The following is a 16,262-nucleotide window of genomic DNA, read 5'->3' as shown; positions in this document are numbered from 1 at the left end:
CACCCGCCCGCATCCGACTCAACATGATCGTGATCTTGGAAGCCAAGACCGATCACGGAAAGTGGGCCAGACCCACTTTTACATGGCCACGGACAGGTTGTTGGGCCCATGCGGGCCGCCCGGTGGCTACGCCGCGCGCGGTGAAGGCACACCACCGACCGCTTCCGGATGCCGGCGCGCTCACCAGGGCACGGGCGTTCCGTCCCAGGAGAAGAAGCCGCCGGTGGGGCCGTCGTCCGGCAGCAGGGCCAGGCGGAGGGCACCCTGGGCGGCCTCGGCAGGGTCGCCGCCGGCAAGACGGCATGGCGCGGCAGGAGCCGGCCCGCTATCTGCGGGACCGCCGGGCATGCCTGCGTCCGCACGAGATCGGCCTGACGGCGACGGGCACCGCTCGCCGTACACCGGGCCTGCGCCGAGAAGAGGTGGCCGAGCTCGCCCATATGTCGGTCGACTACTACACGCGGCTGGAGCAGGCCCGGGGACCTCGGCCATCGGCTCGGATCCTGGACGCGCTGGCCCAGGCACTGCTCGGAGGCGGGACGACGAATCTGGCCCGGCGCCGCTTCCTGGGTCAAGGGCGGATGTACGAGAGCTCCAGCGCTGAGGAGTTCGGGCACATCGTGGTGGCGCGGCTGCGCCGGGCCGCCGACCGCTACCCGCACGACCCGCAGCTGACCGCCCTGCTGGCCGAACTGCACGCCGGCAGCGAGGAGTTCCGGCAGATCTGGGCGACGCGTCCGGTCCACGCCCCCGGGCACCGCACCAAGACCCTCGACCACCCGGAGACCGGCACGCTGCGGGTGAACTGCGACGTCCTGCTCGTACCCGAGGATGACCAGGAAGTCGTCCTGATCACGGCCGACCCCGGATCACCTGCCGCGCGTTCCCTGCACAGGCTGGCCAGGCAGGCCGCCTGAAACAAAGGATGGGCGCAGGTCTCGCCAGTGGTCACGGAGCGTCGCAACTACATGATCACTGGAGCTAGGGAACGTGCGCACCTGGCCTTTGACGGAGGGAGACTGTTCGGGTGAGCACCGTCAGCCATCCGCTTTTCGCCCGTTTCTACGCCCGGATGAGCAGGGCCATGGAGTCCGCCGGCGCGGCCGAGCACCGCCGGGCCCTGCTGGCCGGCCTGTCGGGCGAGGTGATCGAGGTGGGCGCGGGCAACGGCCTCAACTTCGCCCACTATCCGGCGACCGTCAGCAGGGTGATCGCCGTGGAGCCGGAGCCGCACCTGCTGGCGATCGCGCGCACGGCCGCCGCGAGCGCGCCGGTGCCGGTGGAGGTCGTCGCCGGGGTCGCGGACCGGCTGCCCGCCGGCGACGCCACCCTCGACGCGGCGGTCGCGTCGCTGGTGCTGTGCTCCGTCCCGGATCAGGGGGACGCGCTGCGGGAGATCCAGCGGGTGCTCAGGCCGGGCGGGCAGCTCCGCTTCCTCGAGCACGTCCAGGCCGACACCCCGGGACTGCGGCGCGTCCAGCGGGTGCTCGACGCCACCGTGGGGCCGCGCCTGCTGGGCGGCTGCCACTGCGGCCGGGACACCGCCGCGGCGATCGAGGGCGCGGGCTTCGCCATCGACCGGCTCGACCGCTTCCTGTTCCCCGCGTCCAGGACCCCGTACTCGTTCTTCCTCCGCGGCACCGCCCGAACCGACCTGCCGGCCGGGGCCTGACCGCCCGCCCCGCGGCGCCCGGCTCCGGGCCGAGCTCGTCTAGGGCCGGCCGTCCTGGTCGGAGGAGAGCCTCGGCAGGGTCGGATAGGCGCGGGACGGCGCCGGCAGGTCGGCGGCGCGGCGCGGCGACAGGCCCAGGGCGATCGAGAGCTGGCGTGCCGTCTCGGCGACGACGCCCCCCATCTCGTGCAGCCGGCTCTCCGCGGGCGTCCGGGCGACCGTGATGCTGACCGCCCCGGCGATCAGGCCGCGGTGGTCGCGCACCGGGGCCGTCACCCCGGCCGCGCTGTCGTCCAGCTCGACCTCCGCCACCGCGTACCCGTGGGAGCGCACGTGGGCGAGGTCGGCGAGCCACCGGGTCTCGTCGGTGACGGCGGAGTTCAGGCCCTTGGCCAGGCTCGCCCGCACCAGCTCGCGGACCTGCTCCTCGTCCCAGTCGGACAGCAGCGCCCGGCCCGCCGCCGCCATGATCACCGGCACTGAGATGCCTTCCCAGACCCGGTGGTAGGCCCGCGACGACGGCATCGACACCAGCGTGAGCACCATGTCGCCGCGCAGCACGCACAGGTGGGTGTCCTCGTCCAGGACGGCGGTGAGGCGCCGCAGGAACGGCGCGGCCACCTGGACGAGCCGCGACTGCTGGGTGCGCGCGGCAAGCGCGAACAGCCGCCAGCCGAGGCGGTAGCGCCGGGTCAGCGGGTCCCGCTCCACCATGCCCTCGCCCTCGAGGGCGCGCAACGCCCTGGAAACCTGACTCTTCTCCCTGCCCAGCCGCTGGGCGATCCAGTTGACTCCGAACCCGTCGATGTCCCGTTCGTCCCCGTGACCTGCGAGTACTTCGAGGATCTCCATGTCACGCCGCAACCCAGCCGAGGACACCGGCAGCCTTTCGCTCATCCTCACCCGCTCATGACCAAATTGTTGCGCTGGCCGCAACTGATTTTGCACTGGCCGCAACTACCCATACGTTTACAAAACCATGCAAGCTTAAGCGAAGGTGGTTCTTTCATGAACTTCAGCGAGTACGTGGTGTCTCGCTGGGACACTCTCTCGCTGGCCGCCGGCGAGCACGCGCTGGTCGTGGGCGTCGCGATCGGCGTCGCCACCGCGATCGGCGTCGGCATCGGCCTCCTCACTCACGACTCCCCCAAGGCGCGCGGAAGCTCGCTGGCGATCTCCGCCGCGATCCTGACGGTCCCGTCGCTCGCCCTGCTCACCCTGCTCATCCCGATCACCGGCCTGGGCTGGGGATCGACCCTGGTCGCGCTGACCGTGTACGCGTTCCTGCCGATCATCCGCAACACCGTGGCCGGGCTGCGCGGCGTGGACGCCGCCATGGTCGAGGCGGGACGCGGGATGGGCATGAGCCCCGCCCGCGTGCTGCTGAAGGTGCAACTCCCCCTGGCCTGGCCGCTGATCCTGACCGGCGTGCGCGTCGCGACGCAGATGCTCATCGGCATCGCGGCCATCGCCGCCTACGTGGACGGCCCCGGACTCGGCACGCAGATCTTCGAAGGGCTCTCCCGACTCGGCTCGGTGAACTCGGTCAACGCGACCCTGGCGGGCACCCTCGGCATCGTGCTGATCGCGGTGCTGTTCGACCTGTTCTTCCTTGCCGTACGGCAACTGACCACCCCGAGGGGGCTTCGTGTTCGATCGTGAGAGCGCAGGAGTGCGCATCGAGCTGCGCGCGTTGACCAAGCAGTATCCGGGACAGCCGTCGCCGGCGGTCGACAACGTCAACCTCGACATCCCGGCCGGTGAGCTGGTGGTCTTCGTCGGCCCGTCCGGCTGCGGCAAGACGACGACGATGAAGATGATCAACCGGCTGGTGGAGCCGACGTCGGGCGAGATCCTCTTCGACGGCGAGGACATCCTCGGCCTGCACCCCGACGAGCTGCGCAGGCACATCGGCTACGCGATCCAGCAGGTGGGCCTGTTCCCGCACCTGACCATCGCGCAGAACATCGGCCTGGTGCCGAAGCTGCTCGGCTGGTCGGCCGCTCGCATCGCCGACCGGGTGGAGGAGCTGCTGTCGCTGGTGAGCCTGGAGCCGTCGCAGTTCCACGACCGCTACCCGCGCCAGCTGTCCGGAGGGCAGCAGCAGCGCGTGGGCGTCGCCAGGGCGCTGGCCGCCGACCCGCCCGTGATGCTGATGGACGAGCCCTTCGGCGCCACCGACCCCATCACCCGCGAGCACCTGCAGAACGAGTTCGTCAAGCTGCAGAAGCAGCTGCGCAAGACGATCATCTTCGTCACCCACGACTTCGAAGAGGCGATCAAGCTCGGCGACCGCATCGCCGTGCTGAAGGAGAGGTCGCACATCGCGCAGTACGACACGCCCGCGAACATCCTGGCCCGTCCCGCTGACGACTACGTCGCCGGCTTCGTCGGCCAGGACGCCACGCTGAAACGACTCGCGCTGCTACGCGTGGACGACGTGCCGCACGTGGATCCGACACACGACGCGACGCTGCCGCAGGTCGTGGCCGGTACCAGCTGCCGCGAGGCGCTGGACGTCATGATCGCCCACGGCACCGACCGCTGCAGCTCCCCCTTCGGCGTGCTCAGCTACAGCGCGCTATGCCAAGCCGTCGACGCCGGGCAGCGGCAGGAAGCAGTGGCCAGTGACCGCTGAGACACTCATCCAGAGTCGGACACACACCTTCGGACGCGCCTCCGGGCTGCGCCAACTCGCCACCCCCGCCGCGATCGCGGTCGTGCTGGCCGCCCTCTACACCTGGGTCGGCACGCTCGAGCTCGACTCGATCGAGCAGCGCAGCCTCAACCAGGAGGTGATCCTGGCCAGGGCCGTCGAGCACCTCGAGATGACCCTCGTGGCGACGGCGCTCGTGGTGGTCATCTCGATCCCGCTGGGCATCGTCGCCTCCCGCGCCAAGAACCGGCTGATCACCCCCGTCATCCTCGCCGTGGCCAACGTGGGCCAGGCGATCCCCTGCATCGGGCTGCTCGTGCTGTGCACGTTCCTGCTGGGCGTGGGCTTCCAGACCGCGCTGGTCGGCCTGGTCGCCTATTCCGTCCTGCCCGTCCTGCGCAACACCATGGTCGGCGTGCAGCAGGTCGACCCCGCGCTCGTCGAGGCCGCCCGCGGCATGGGCATGACCAGGAGGCAGGTCCTGTTCCGGGTGGAGCTCAAGCTGGCCACCCCCGCCATCCTCGCCGGACTGCGCACCGCGCTCATCCTCACGGTCGGAGTCGCCACGCTGGGCGCGTTCGTCGCCGCCGGCGGCTTCGGCGAGCTGATCATCAACGGACTGAAGCTGAACCGCATGCCGGTGACCATCGTCGGCGCCGTGCTGACCGCGTGCATCGCGTTCCTCATCGACTGGCTGGGCGGGCTCGCGGAGAACCTGCTGAAGCCCCGCGGCATGTGACCGCGCTTCCGACGCCCCCGACCTTCCTTCCGCATCGCGTTCCCGATATCGAAGAGGTGTCTCTCCCCATGGGTACCCGTTTCCCCCGGACCCGCCGCCATCCGTTCCGCCACCCGCTCACCCTGCTCGCGGTGGCGGCCCTGACCGTGACCGCCGCGAGCGGCTGCGGCGGTGGCGGCTCCGTCGAAGCTTCCAGCGCCGGCAACGAGTTGAAGGGGGCCAAGTTCGTCGTCGGCTCCAAGGACTTCACCGAGAACATCGTCCTCGGGCAGATCGCCGTGCAACTGCTGAAGGCGCACGGCGCCGAGGTCGTCGACAAGATCAACCTGGGCGGCACCGTCGCCAACCGTAAGGCGCTGGAGTCCGGTGCGATCGATCTGTACTGGGAGTACTCGGGCTCGGGCTGGATCGAGCACCTGAAGAACGCCGAACCGATCCCGGACGCCGCCCAGCAGTTCAAGGCGACGGCGGAAGCCGACCTGCAGAAGAACAAGATCCACTGGATCGGGCCGACCCCGCTGAACAACACCTACGCCCTCGCCATCCGCTCGGAGAAGGCACAGCAGCTCGGCGTCAAGACGCTCTCGGACGTGGCCGAGCTGCTCAAGACCAAGCCGCAGGAGGTCACGCTGTGTGTCGAGACGGAGTTCTCGACCCGCAACGACGGCCTGCCCGGACTGGTCAAGAAGTACAACATGGCCATCCCTGGCAACCAGGTCAAGCAGCTCGACGCCGGCGTCGTCTACACCGAGGCCGACAAGGGCCAGACCTGCAACTTCGGTGAGGTGTACACCACGGACGGCCGCATCAACTCGCTCGGCCTGACGGTGCTGCAGGACGACAAGAAGTTCTTCCCGATCTACAACGCCGCCGTCACGGTGCGGCAGGACACCTTCCAGAAGACCCCGGCGCTGGAGAAGGTGCTCAAGCCGGTGATCGACAAGCTGGACGACAAGACGATGCAGCAGCTCAACTCGCAGGTGGACGTGGAGGGGCAGGAGCCCGTCAAGGTCGCCACCGACTGGCTCGACAAGTCGGGCTTCCTCGGTGGCGCCAAGTCCTAGCGGGTCGGTCTCGCCCGGTTACGGTCCGACTGTGATCTTGTCGACGTTCGGCCCGCCCTGCGAGCCGGTGCCCGTGGCCCGGATGGTGTTCGTCCCGGCCGCCAGGGAGACCGTCACCGACTTGGTGGCCCAGGTGTCCCAGGTGGCGGTCGGGGTGAAGACCACCCCGGCCGCCGCGACCGTGCCGTTCACCGAGATGTCCATCGGCCGGTTCGCCGTCGTCCCGTTGGCGTAGCGGATCACCACCGTCGCCGAGCCCGCCGACGCCGCGCCGACCGTCCACTCGATGGAGCCGCCCGGCGCGTTGACGTAGTCGACGAAGCCCGTGCCGGTGTAGCCGGTGTGGTTGGTGAACACGCCCGCCTGCGACAGCACCGCGTCCTCGGCCTGGTAGTCGGTGGACGTGCCCGGCTGGGCCGCCACGGTCAGCGAGTAGGCGGCCGTGCGCGACACGGACGTCCCGGCGCCCTTGATCGTCACCGGGTAGGTGCCGGCGGGTGTGGCCACGGACGTCGCGAACGTCACCGTCGCGCTCTCCCCCGCCTGCACCGATGCCGGGGAGAACGAGGCCGTCGCGCCGGACGGCAGCCCGGTCGCCGACAGTGTCACCTGCTGCGCGGCTCCGGCGGTGACGGCGGTGCTGACCGTCGCCGTCGCGGATCCGCCGGCCGTGACCGAGCCCGAGGCCGGCGTGACCCCGACGGAGAAGTCGTCGGTGACCGCCGGGGTGAACACCCACTGGCTGGCAGTCCCCGAGCAACCGCCCGCGACCAGGTTGGCGCCGGACTGCCTGAAGCACTTCTGGCCGGTCTGGATGTCGGAGACCGTGCCGTTCGGGTTGATCGACCACTGCTGCGAAGGGCCGCCCGTGCAGGTGGCGAGCACGATGGAGCTGCCCGACATGGCCGCGCACAGGTCGTTGATCTGCAGGAACGCGCCGTGGAAGGTGAAGCGCTGGTTCGCCGCTCCGGTGCACGCGGCGACCTTCAGCGCGGTGCCCGGGGTGGAGCTGTTGCCGGGGTCGTCGATGCACTGGCCGGACGAGCCGTTCTGGTACTGCCCGACCGTCGTGTTGGGCCGCGCGCCGCCGTAGCAGGCGCCGGTGCTCGTGTTGAAGATCGGGGTCGAGTCGTACGCCTCGGACGATCCCGGGTTGACGATGACGGGTTCCAGCGTCGGCGTGCTGTCGGCGTTGTAGTGGGTCAGGGCGTCCTCGCAGTCGATGGCGTTCATCGCGTTGCCGCCCTTGCCGCCGAGCCACAGGTCGAAGTGCCACAGGCCGGGCCCGCCGTTGGGGCCCTGGCCGCTCCAGTCCTCGCCGCACTCCTGGCAGGAGTCCTCCATGATGAAGTACTTCTTCACCCTGGGGACGTAGATCCGGGTGCCTGGGGACGCCTCCGCCGAGGCGGTGGCGAAGGTGATCGGGTCGGCGTAGGTACCCTTGCCGCCGGCCGTGCTGTGGATGCGCGGGTAGGCGATGTCGCCGCCGGGCGGGGTGTTGTCGTACCAGCCGTAGAACGTCAGGAACGTCTGCCGGGTGGTTGCGGCCTGTGCCGTCGCGCCGCCTACCAGGCCCATGGCCACGAGGAGGAGCGCGAGAACGGCTGCTTTCAGGACGAGGGCGGGCGGGCGCCGACTCATGGTGGTCCTCCACGGTCAGGGGGATGCAGCGACCTGAACGAAGGATCAAGCGCCCGCTCGGCGGCGTCAAGAGAGTTCGATAGGAAACTTACCTAACAAACAGGTCGCGCCGGACGAACCTCCACTGGGCCTGGCGGGGCGGTTCGCATGATCACCCCATAGCCGACGATCTTCAATAAAGACCCATAAAGCGCCATATCCGGCATTAATGCAGCCCCTTTTATGGCTTTTCGTTAAATGGGGTCTAGCCGGATGATCGCGTTCTTTGGTAGATATTTCGGGCTGCCCGCTCCACAGGGCTTTCCGGAACCGGCCATCCATTAAGGGCGATAGTGAGCGAACCGATTTCGATGTCTCCTCAGCGGACGCACCCGATTCGGCGGGCAGATCTCTCTCGACGGGGGAACACGGTTGCTGGCCGATGACTTCTTCCTCGTCGCCTGGGACACGACGGGGACGGGCAAGCCCCGCCTGCACCTGCAAGGAATCGCGTTGGGGCTGGCAGGCGCCCTGCTCGGGGAGCTGGTCATGGCGGAGAGGATCACCGTCCGCGGCGTCCACCTCCGGCTCACCGACTCGCGCCGGCTCGGCGAGGCCGTGGCCGACGCCGTGCTCGCCGACCTCGGAAACTCCCCTCAGCACACCGACGTTCGGACGTGGCTCGCTTATCTAGCACAGCGTGCCATAACCAACGTGACCGGACGTTTGATACGCGCCGGACTCCTGGAACGCTTGGATCCGAAACTACTCAAACGCAAGCAGAGCCGGTATTTCTCCACCGATTTCGGTCAGGGAACCTGGCCGTCGGCGAGGTTGCGCCTGGCACTGGCCAAAGGGCAGCCGCTGACCCCGTACGACATGACCCTGGCCGCGCTCGTCGACGCCTGCGGCATGACGGACCTCCTCATGGAGGACCCCGCCGACAGGCCCGCCGCCCGCCGCTACCTGACCACCGTGCTGGCCGCGATGCCGCAGCCGCTGGGCGACCTGACCCGCCAGGTCAGCGCGGCCGTCGGCGACTCCGTCCTCACCTACCGCACCTGAGTCCCCGAAAGGAATTCGATGCGTTCCGTACACACTGGCGACCGGCTGGACCCGATCGCCGGAGCCCTGGCCGCCGACCGGCTCGGCGCCCCCTCGGTCGTCTACTTCGTGCTGTCGGCCGCCGCGCCGCTCACGGTCGTCGCCGGGGTGGTCACCACCGGATACGCCGTCACCGCGATCACCGGGCTGCCGGTCGCCTTCCTGGCCGTGGGAGCCGTCCTGGCGTTGTTCGCGGTCGGCTACGTGGCGATGGCCAGGCACATGGCCAATGCGGGCGCCTTCTACACCTACATCAGCCGGGGCCTGGGACGCCCTGTGGGCATCGCCGCCGCCTGGGTCGCGCTCATCGCGTACAACGCGCTGCAGGTCGGCCTGTACGGCGCGTTCGGGGCGGCCGCCGCCCCGCTGATCGACCAGTGGACCGGCGTCGCCCCTCCCTGGTGGCTGCTCTCGCTGATCGCCTGGGCCCTGGTGGCGACGCTGGGCATGATGCGGGTGGACGTCAACGGCCGCCTGCTCGCCATCCTGCTCACCGCCGAGGTGGCGGTGATCCTCATCTTCGACGTCGCCGACCTGGCCAACCCGGCCGCGTCCGGCCTGACAGTGGAGACGCTCTCGCCCGGCGCGCTGTTCGTTCCGGGCGTCGGCGCGCTCCTGATCATCGCCACGCTGGGATTCGTGGGCTTCGAGTCGTCGGTGGTGTTCTCCGAGGAGAGCCGCGACCCGCGCCGCACCGTGCCGCTGGCGACGTACGCGTCCGTGGCCATCATCGCCGGCCTGTACGCCCTGTCGGCGTGGGCGATGACCGTCGCCACCGGGCCGGCGAACATCGTGGCGACCGCGCGCCGCGACGGCGCGGAGACGATCTTCGTCATCGCGGCGGCGCATCTGGGGGACGCGGTGGTCGACCTCGCCAGGGTGCTGTTCGTCACGAGCCTGTTCGCCGCGATGATCTCCTTCCACAACACCACCGCCCGCTACTTCTTCGCCCTCGGCCGCGAGCGGGTGCTGCCCGCGGTCTTCGGACGCACCCGCGCCAGCACCGGGGCGCCCAAGGCCGGCTCGATCGCGCAGAGCACGCTCGGCCTGATCGTGATCGTCGCCTTCGCCGTCCTGGGCCTGGACCCGCTGGTGCAGCTGTTCTACTACGGCGGCACCTTCGGCGGCTTCGGCGTGCTCCTGCTGGTCTGCACGACGTCCGTCGCGATCGTCGTCTTCTTCGCCCGCCGGCCGAGCGGCGAGAGCGCGCTGCGCCGGGTCGGCGCCCCGGTCCCGGCCGCCGCCGCCCTGACCGTCATGGTGTGGCTGGCACTGAACAACTTCTCGACGCTGCTCGGCGTCGAGCCCGGCGATCCGCTCGCGTGGGTCCTGCCCGCCGTCTACGGCGCGGCGGCGGCCCTGGGGCTGGTGTGGGCGTTCGTCCTGCGTTCCGGCCAGCCCGCCGTGTACTCCCTGGTCGGGATGGGCGCCAAGGCGGCGACCGCGCACGACCCCACCCACTGAGCGGGCCCACTGAGCCGGCCCACTGAGACAGTCTGATGAGACAGGAGACTCCAGCTATGCCGCCAGCCATCCGCCGCGCGGGCGCCGGTGACGCCCACCAGGTTTCGGCGCTGATCGCGACGGCGTTCGCGTCCTTGGACGCGGTGGCCTACGTCGTACCCGATCCGTCCGTCCGCGACGAGATCATGACGGCCGACTTCCGGATCCTCGTGGACCACGCGGTCGAGCACGGCCAGATCGACGTCATCGACGAGGACGCGGTCGCGGTCTGGTTCCCCCGGACGGCCCCCCTGCCGGAGCCGCCGGACTACGACCGCCGCCTGGCCGCGGCCACCGGCGAGTGGGTCGACCGCTTCCGCGTCCTGGACACCCTGTTCGACCAGCACCATCCGAGCGAACCACACCATCACCTGGCGTTCCTGGCGGTCCACCCGTCCCGCCAGGGCGGCGGCCTGGGCACCGCCCTGCTCCGCCACCACCATGCCAGGCTGGACGGCCTGCCCGCCTACCTGGAGGCCAGCAGCCCCCGCAGCCGCGAGCTGTACCTCCGGCACGGCTACCGGGCCCGCGCCCCCTTCGCCCTCCCGAACGGCGCCCGGTTCTGGCCGATGTGGCGCCCCGCGACCGCCTCACACGCCGGCCCGTGACACGGCCGGCCAGGCTATCCCTCATGGGCGACGCCCACCCTGGGAGACTGTCATCTCCAGCAGCCAGGAGGTGGATCGCGTAGGACGGGCCGTGCCGAGGCGGAGCCCCGCGGCGGCCGCGAGCCTGTCGAACTCCGCGAGCTCGCGCTCCTTCCCTCCGTACACCAGCAGCATGTACAGGTCGGAGGCGGTCACCTCGCACCGGTCGGCGTCGTCGGCCAGGACCTGGTCCATCACCAGGACCCGGCCGTCCGGCCCCGCCGCCTGGCCGCAGCGTCGCAGGATGGCGGCGGCCCGCGCGTCGTCCCAGTCGCAGATCACGTTGCGCAGCAGGTAGACGTCGTGTCCCGCGGGCAGGGGCTGGAAGAAGTCGCCGGCGACGAGGTCGCACCGGTCGTCCACGCCTGCCTCGCGCATGGTGTGGGCGGCCCGCTCGGCGGTCATCGGCCGTTCGACCAGCGTCCCGCGCAGGCCGGGGTGAGCTCGAAGGAGGCCGGCCAGCAGGGCGCCGGTGCCGCCGCCGACGTCCGCCACGCTCCGCACGGCGGCCCAGTCGAAGCCGTCGAGCAGCAGCGGCAGGTCCTGCGAGGAGCGCCGGCGCATGAGGGCGTCGAAGGAGGCGGAGCGTTCGGGGTCGTCCTGGAGGTCGTCGAAGAAGGGACGCCCGTGGACGATCGCGTAGGCGGGACGGCCGGTGCGGATGGTCTCCAGCAGGTGGGAGAAGGTCTGGTCGATGCGGCCGACGGCGCCGGTGAGGTCGAGGCGGGCGCGTAACCCGTCCGGATGGCCGTCCAGGAACGGCAGGGCCTCGTCGTTGAGGACGAACCGGCCGGGCTCCGGCTCGGCGAAGACGCCACGGCAGGTCAGGTAGCGCAACAGCCGGCCGAGGCTTTCCGTGTGCGTCCGGGTGCGGGCCGACAGGTCCTCCAGGCGGGACACTCCCTCCGCCATGAGGTCGGCGAGCCCGAGCGTCGCGACGACCCGTATCACCCAGGGCGTCATCAAAGGCTGGCCCGGCTCCGCCGGCTGTTGCATGCCGTCTCCCTCCGTGGGTCGTCGTCGCGCTCGGCGAGCGGCCCCCACCGGCGCGGGTGGGGGCGAGATCAGGGCCGCTCAGCGGTGCCGGAACGGGCGGTCAGGCGGCAGGACATGGCCGTGGGGATGAGCGTGGGGCCGAAGTCGGCGCTGACCTGGTCCAGATCGGACGTCTCGAGGTGGAAATCCGTCGTGAGGTGCGCGGCCGTCAGCAGCAGGATCGCCATGCCCAGGTGGGTGCCGAGGCAGCCGCGGGGTCCTGCGGCGAAGGGCAGGTAGGCGCCCGGGGCGTGCTGCGGGCCGGCCCGCAGCCAGCGGCCGGGGTCGAACCGCTCGGGCTCGTCCCACCAGCGGGCGTCGTGATGGAGCAGGTAGGGGCTGAACATGATGGCCGTGCCCGCGGGCACCTCCAGGTCGCCCAGGGTGACGCTGGTGATGGCGTCACGGCCGAGCAGCCAGGCGGGCGGGTGGACGCGCAGGACCTCGTGGACGAACGCCTGGGTGTACGGCAGGGCGCGTTCGGGGTGAGCGCCGAGTTCGTGCGGGGCCGCGGCGGCGACTTCGGCGCGGATGCGTTCGAACGCCTCGGGGTGGGCGGCGAGGTGGTAGAGCAGCCAGCACCACGCGCCGCCCATGGTGCCGATGGCTCCGAGCACGGTGATGCCGAGCGCGGCCTGGGCGACGTCGGCGGGCACCGGTTCCGGCCGGTCGAGGATGTGCTCCAGCAGCGTGCCGGGAAGGCCGTCCGCGCCGGGCGGATCGCGGGTGAGCAGCGGGGCGATCTGGTCTCTGATCCGCTGGTCGGCGGCCTGGACGCGGCGCCGCAGGCGGCTCGGCCACCAGCTCGGGATGCGGATGCCCGCCTGGCCGGCGCGCCGGCCCTCGACGAAGGCGGTCAGCAGCGCGTCCGTCAGTTCCGGCGGCGGTTCGGGGAAGTAGAGCGGCAGCAGGGCGCTGACGCAGATCCGCCACGCGCGTTCGGCCGGATCGAACCAGGCGCCCTCCAGCGCGCGCAGGTCGGCGGCCACCGTCCGGCTCACCGAGGGCAGGCGGGAGGGCAGCGAGGCCGGTTTGAGCACCGGCAGCGCCACCTGGCGGGTGCGCATCCACTGCCGTGTCTGCTCGGGGGTGGGAAACCGGCCGCCGTGCAGCGGGTTGGCGTTGGGCACATTGTCGCGGTTGGTGTGGACGAGCACCGTGTTGATCACGGCGGGTTCGGTGACGACGACGACGTCGGTGTCGAACCGGAAAACGTCGCCATACCGCTGCCGGCACTCCTCCAAGAACGTCGCCGGATTGGCTTCGTACGCCTCCAGATGATCCGCGAAAATACCGCCCCGCGGTCCAGGGATCTGCACGGCCGAGCGTTTGAACATCGGCACCGCCGCCTCTTCTCCAGCCATTCTCCGGTATCAAGAAAAGCGCGGTGCCGGCGGAACGGATCCGACCGGCACCAGCGCTCGTGGCTCCGTCAGCGGAGCCGGTAGATCGGGTAACGGCCCTTCATCTGCCCGCGGTGCAGGCCCAGTACGCGCTTGACAAGCTTCGCCACGATCATCACCTCTTCTCTGCGGCGGAATGCGTGCCTCCCCATCTATGCATGAATGCGTCGGCTTTTGAAGCCGCCGCAGTGAAGTTGCCACTTAAAGGCGGTGGGAATTGCTTTTTGGTCTGAATAAAGACTTTGCCATCATGTCCGGAAGACGGCGCCACCCGTGCCGTCCTGGGGGAAAAGGCCACTGCCGCCCGCGCCTGGCCCGCACGCCCGATGAATGACCATCACGGAACTGCGCCCGAATCTCCGGAGTTTTCGGAATCTCCGGATCTCCCTACGCGGCGTACGCGCACCGGAGCCCGGCGTGCCCGCCTCAGGGCACGCCTTCCGCCGGGCGCGTTCGCGGGTGTCGATCAGGTCCGGTTCGTGCTGATAGTGCGCACCGAATGAGCACCTTGTTTGGGAGACTGAGGCCATGCGCGCCGACCGTCTCGTGGCCGCCCTGCTGCTGATGCAGGCGCGGGGCCGGGTGACCGCGTCCGAGCTGGCTGACGAGCTGGAGGTGTCGGTGGCCACGGCCCGCCGCGACCTGGAGGCGCTGTCCGCCGCCGGCATCCCCGTGTACCCGCAGCCGGGGCGCGGTGGCGGCTGGTCGCTGCTCGGCGGCGCCCGGACTGACCTCAGCGGGCTCACCGCCGCCGAGGCGCAGGCGCTGTTCCTGCTGGCGGGCCCGGCCGCGGCCACGGCTCCGGAGGTCAGGTCGGCGCTCCGCAAGCTGGTGCGCGCCCTGCCCGGCACGTTCAGGGCCGACGCCGAGGCCGCGGCCGAGGCCGTCGTGGTGGATCCGGTGCGGTGGGGCGAGCGGGAGCGGGAGCGTCCCCCGCTGGTCGAGCTCCTGCAGACGGCCACGGTCCGGCGGGTGAAGGTCCGCCTGGTCTACACCGGCCGGAGTCGCGAGCGGACGGATCGGCTGGTCGATCCGTGGGGCCTGATCGACAAGGACGACGTCTGGTACCTGCTGGCCGGAACCGAAGGCGGGCAGCGGACGTTCCGCGTCGACCGGATCGCCGAGGCCGTGGTGACGGACCTGCCCGCCGAGCGGCCCGCGGACTTCGAGCTGTCACAGGCGTGGCAGCGGGTCGTGGACGAGGTGGAGCGGCAGCGCTCGCTCGTCTCCGCGACCGTCCTCATCGAGGCGAGATACCTGCCGGTCCTGCGCACCCGGTTCGGACGGCACTGCGACGTCCTGGACACGCTCGACGACGGCCGCGCCCGCGCCCGGCTGACGGCGCCGACGCCGTTGATGATCGCCCAGGACCTGGCCGGCTGGGGCACGCAGATCGAGGTGGTTGAATCGGAGGAGGTCCGCGCGGAGCTCGCCCGGATCGGCGCAGAACTCACCGCGCGCTACGCCAAACCGGCAACCAGGTCAAAATAGGCCATTTTCTTCATCCTGCCTTGACCTGGAATGGCACTACTGTGCACGTGCATCCGCTTGTCGAGGTCCGCGAGCCGGAATTCCAGCCGGTCAGCGGCGACGGAGAGGGGCCGCAGGGGTGATCATAGACGGAGAGCAGCGGTCGCGCTGGTCCAACTGGTGGCTGGTCGCGGTGCCGCTCGCCCTGATCGCGCTGATCACGGCCGCGGACATCGTCACGCCGAGCCAGGTCCATCTCGGCCCGCTGCTGGTCGTGGCGCCCGCGATCACGGCCTCGTTCGCGGGCCCCTGGCTCACCGGCGCCATCGGCCTGGTGGCCGTGGCCGCGCAGGCGCTCATCGGCGCGCGCGAGGACACCCTCGACACACAGGGGCTGCAGGTGCAACTCCTCGCGGTCACGGTGATGTCGGCGTTCGTCGTGCTCTTCCGGATCCTGCGCGACCGCGACCGCAGGAAACTCGTGCAGGTGCGATCCGTCTCCGAGGCGGCCCAGCGCGCGCTGCTGCGTCCCCTGCCCCGCCAGGCCGGCCCGCTGCGGCTGGCGTCCCACTACCTGGCGGCGGAGGCGGAGGCGCACATCGGCGGCGACCTGTACGGGGCGATCCGCACCGATGGCGGCACCCGCCTGATCATCGGGGACGCCCGGGGCAAGGGCCTGAGCGCGGTATCCGACGCGGCGCTGCTGCTCGGCGCGTTCCGCGAGGCCGCCCGGCGGTGCCCGACCCTGCCCGAGCTGGCCGCCGACCTCGACGAGAGCGCGAGCTTCAACATGGAGTCGGCCGACGAGGGCGAGAGCTTCGTCACCGCGGTGATGCTCGACATCGCCGACGACGATCCGGCGTGCGTGATCGTCAACTGCGGCCATCCGCCGCCGCTGCTCATCCACGGGGGCGACGTCGAGCTGATCGACTCCGAGCTGTACGCCCCTCCCCTCGGGCTCGGCGGCCTGGCGGCCTCCCGGGTCTACACGGCGCAGGCCTGCCACTTCGAGGTGGGCGACATCCTGCTGCTGTACACCGACGGCGTCGTCGAGGCCAGGGATCCGGCGGGCCGGTTCTACCCCCTGGACGAGCGGATCACGGCGTGGACCGGTTGCGAGCCGCAGGCCCTCCTGGAGCGCATCTGCGCCGACCTGGTCGGGTACGTGGGCGGCCATCTGGGCGACGACGCGGCCATGGTCGCCATCGAGCGGCTGCCGCACGACGGGATCGCCGTCGCGAGCGCGGTCGCGCGCCCCCGGGCGGCCGAGCTGAACGGCCATCCCGGGCCCGCGAGCAGCCTTGGTGGCGCCCGGGTCTAGGGTCGAGGCTGTCGCGTCCGATGCTGGG

16 protein-coding genes are annotated in these 16,262 nt (G+C 70.8%); 11 read left to right on the top strand and 5 right to left on the bottom strand.

From position 1 onward, the window contains the following. Window positions 1–302 precede the first annotated feature (302 nt). The gene (locus tag ABT294_RS15385) at window positions 303–917 is read left to right on the top strand and encodes a helix-turn-helix transcriptional regulator (RefSeq protein ID WP_350806201.1); all 615 of its coding nucleotides are present in this window, start codon (window positions 303–305) and stop codon (window positions 915–917) included. A 110-nt stretch (window positions 918–1,027) separates the two neighbouring features. Beyond that, window positions 1,028–1,672, top strand: a complete 645-nt coding sequence (locus ABT294_RS15380; RefSeq protein ID WP_350806200.1) for a class I SAM-dependent methyltransferase — start codon at window positions 1,028–1,030, stop codon at window positions 1,670–1,672. Window positions 1,673–1,711: 39 nt separating this feature from the next. On the opposite strand, the gene ABT294_RS15375 is transcribed toward ABT294_RS15380, so the two are convergent. After that, a complete protein-coding gene (locus ABT294_RS15375) occupies window positions 1,712–2,569 on the bottom strand; it encodes an IclR family transcriptional regulator (protein WP_350806199.1) in 858 nt (285 codons plus the stop codon). A gap of 111 nt (window positions 2,570–2,680) precedes the next feature. Here ABT294_RS15375 and ABT294_RS15370 point away from each other — a divergent pair, with 111 nt between their 5' ends. The 4 genes from ABT294_RS15370 to ABT294_RS15355 all read left to right on the top strand — a co-directional run bounded on the left by ABT294_RS15370 (window position 2,681) and on the right by ABT294_RS15355 (window position 6,131). After that, window positions 2,681–3,334 carry an ABC transporter permease gene (locus ABT294_RS15370; protein ID WP_350806198.1) on the top strand — a complete coding sequence of 218 codons (654 nt, stop codon included), beginning with the start codon at window positions 2,681–2,683 and terminating at the stop codon, window positions 3,332–3,334. Next, a complete protein-coding gene (locus tag ABT294_RS15365; RefSeq protein WP_350806197.1) occupies window positions 3,321–4,310 on the top strand; it encodes an ABC transporter ATP-binding protein in 990 nt (329 codons plus the stop codon). The genes ABT294_RS15370 and ABT294_RS15365 overlap by 14 nt, the downstream gene beginning before the upstream one ends. Next, window positions 4,300–5,067 carry an ABC transporter permease gene (locus tag ABT294_RS15360; protein ID WP_350806196.1) on the top strand — a complete coding sequence of 256 codons (768 nt, stop codon included), beginning with the start codon at window positions 4,300–4,302 and terminating at the stop codon, window positions 5,065–5,067. The genes ABT294_RS15365 and ABT294_RS15360 overlap by 11 nt, the downstream gene beginning before the upstream one ends. 68 nt (window positions 5,068–5,135) lie before the next feature. Beyond that, window positions 5,136–6,131, top strand: coding sequence for a glycine betaine ABC transporter substrate-binding protein (locus ABT294_RS15355; protein WP_350806194.1), 996 nt, complete (start codon window positions 5,136–5,138; stop codon window positions 6,129–6,131). A gap of 18 nt (window positions 6,132–6,149) precedes the next feature. On the opposite strand, the gene ABT294_RS15350 is transcribed toward ABT294_RS15355, so the two are convergent. Next, entirely contained in the window at window positions 6,150–7,772 is a 1,623-nt protein-coding gene (locus ABT294_RS15350) for a ricin-type beta-trefoil lectin domain protein (protein WP_350806193.1), read from the bottom strand. 411 nt (window positions 7,773–8,183) lie between these two features. Here ABT294_RS15350 and ABT294_RS15345 point away from each other — a divergent pair, with 411 nt between their 5' ends. The 3 genes from ABT294_RS15345 to ABT294_RS15335 are packed head-to-tail and all read left to right on the top strand — an operon-like array spanning window position 8,184 to window position 10,966. Next, complete coding sequence (locus ABT294_RS15345) at window positions 8,184–8,816, top strand: GOLPH3/VPS74 family protein (RefSeq protein ID WP_350806192.1); 633 nt, start codon at window positions 8,184–8,186, stop codon at window positions 8,814–8,816. An 18-nt stretch (window positions 8,817–8,834) separates the two neighbouring features. Continuing rightward, window positions 8,835–10,319 (top strand): APC family permease, encoded by a 1,485-nt coding sequence (locus ABT294_RS15340; RefSeq protein WP_350806191.1) that lies wholly within the window; start codon window positions 8,835–8,837, stop codon window positions 10,317–10,319. Between the two features lie 56 nt (window positions 10,320–10,375). Further along, window positions 10,376–10,966, top strand: a complete 591-nt coding sequence (locus ABT294_RS15335; RefSeq protein WP_350806190.1) for a GNAT family N-acetyltransferase — start codon at window positions 10,376–10,378, stop codon at window positions 10,964–10,966. A 21-nt stretch (window positions 10,967–10,987) separates the two neighbouring features. Here the strand turns inward: ABT294_RS15335 and ABT294_RS15330 are convergent, their stop codons facing one another. The 3 genes from ABT294_RS15330 to ABT294_RS15320 all read right to left on the bottom strand — a co-directional run bounded on the left by ABT294_RS15330 (window position 10,988) and on the right by ABT294_RS15320 (window position 13,595). Beyond that, the gene (locus ABT294_RS15330) at window positions 10,988–12,001 is read right to left on the bottom strand and encodes a methyltransferase (protein WP_350806189.1); all 1,014 of its coding nucleotides are present in this window, start codon (window positions 11,999–12,001) and stop codon (window positions 10,988–10,990) included. Window positions 12,002–12,069: 68 nt separating this feature from the next. Continuing rightward, on the bottom strand, window positions 12,070–13,404 hold the full coding sequence (locus ABT294_RS15325) for a cytochrome P450 (protein WP_350806187.1): 1,335 nt from the start codon (window positions 13,402–13,404) through the stop codon (window positions 12,070–12,072). 68 nt (window positions 13,405–13,472) lie between these two features. Further along, a complete protein-coding gene (locus ABT294_RS15320) occupies window positions 13,473–13,595 on the bottom strand; it encodes a hypothetical protein (protein WP_350806186.1) in 123 nt (40 codons plus the stop codon). 376 nt (window positions 13,596–13,971) lie between these two features. On the opposite strand from ABT294_RS15320, the gene ABT294_RS15315 reads away from it, so the two are divergent. Together ABT294_RS15315 and ABT294_RS15310 are read left to right on the top strand one after the other, a co-directional pair. After that, entirely contained in the window at window positions 13,972–14,934 is a 963-nt protein-coding gene (locus ABT294_RS15315) for a helix-turn-helix transcriptional regulator (RefSeq protein WP_350806185.1), read from the top strand. A 118-nt stretch (window positions 14,935–15,052) separates the two neighbouring features. Continuing rightward, on the top strand, window positions 15,053–16,234 hold the full coding sequence (locus ABT294_RS15310; RefSeq protein WP_350806184.1) for a PP2C family protein-serine/threonine phosphatase: 1,182 nt from the start codon (window positions 15,053–15,055) through the stop codon (window positions 16,232–16,234). The last annotated feature ends 28 nt before the right edge of the window (window positions 16,235–16,262 follow it).

The sequence above is a fragment of the Nonomuraea sp. NPDC000554 genome (assembly GCF_040300065.1).
GTDB lineage: Bacteria > Actinomycetota > Actinomycetes > Streptosporangiales > Streptosporangiaceae > Nonomuraea.
The sequence above is the reverse complement of the archived record's forward strand: the minus strand, read 5'-3'. Positions and strand labels throughout refer to the sequence as shown.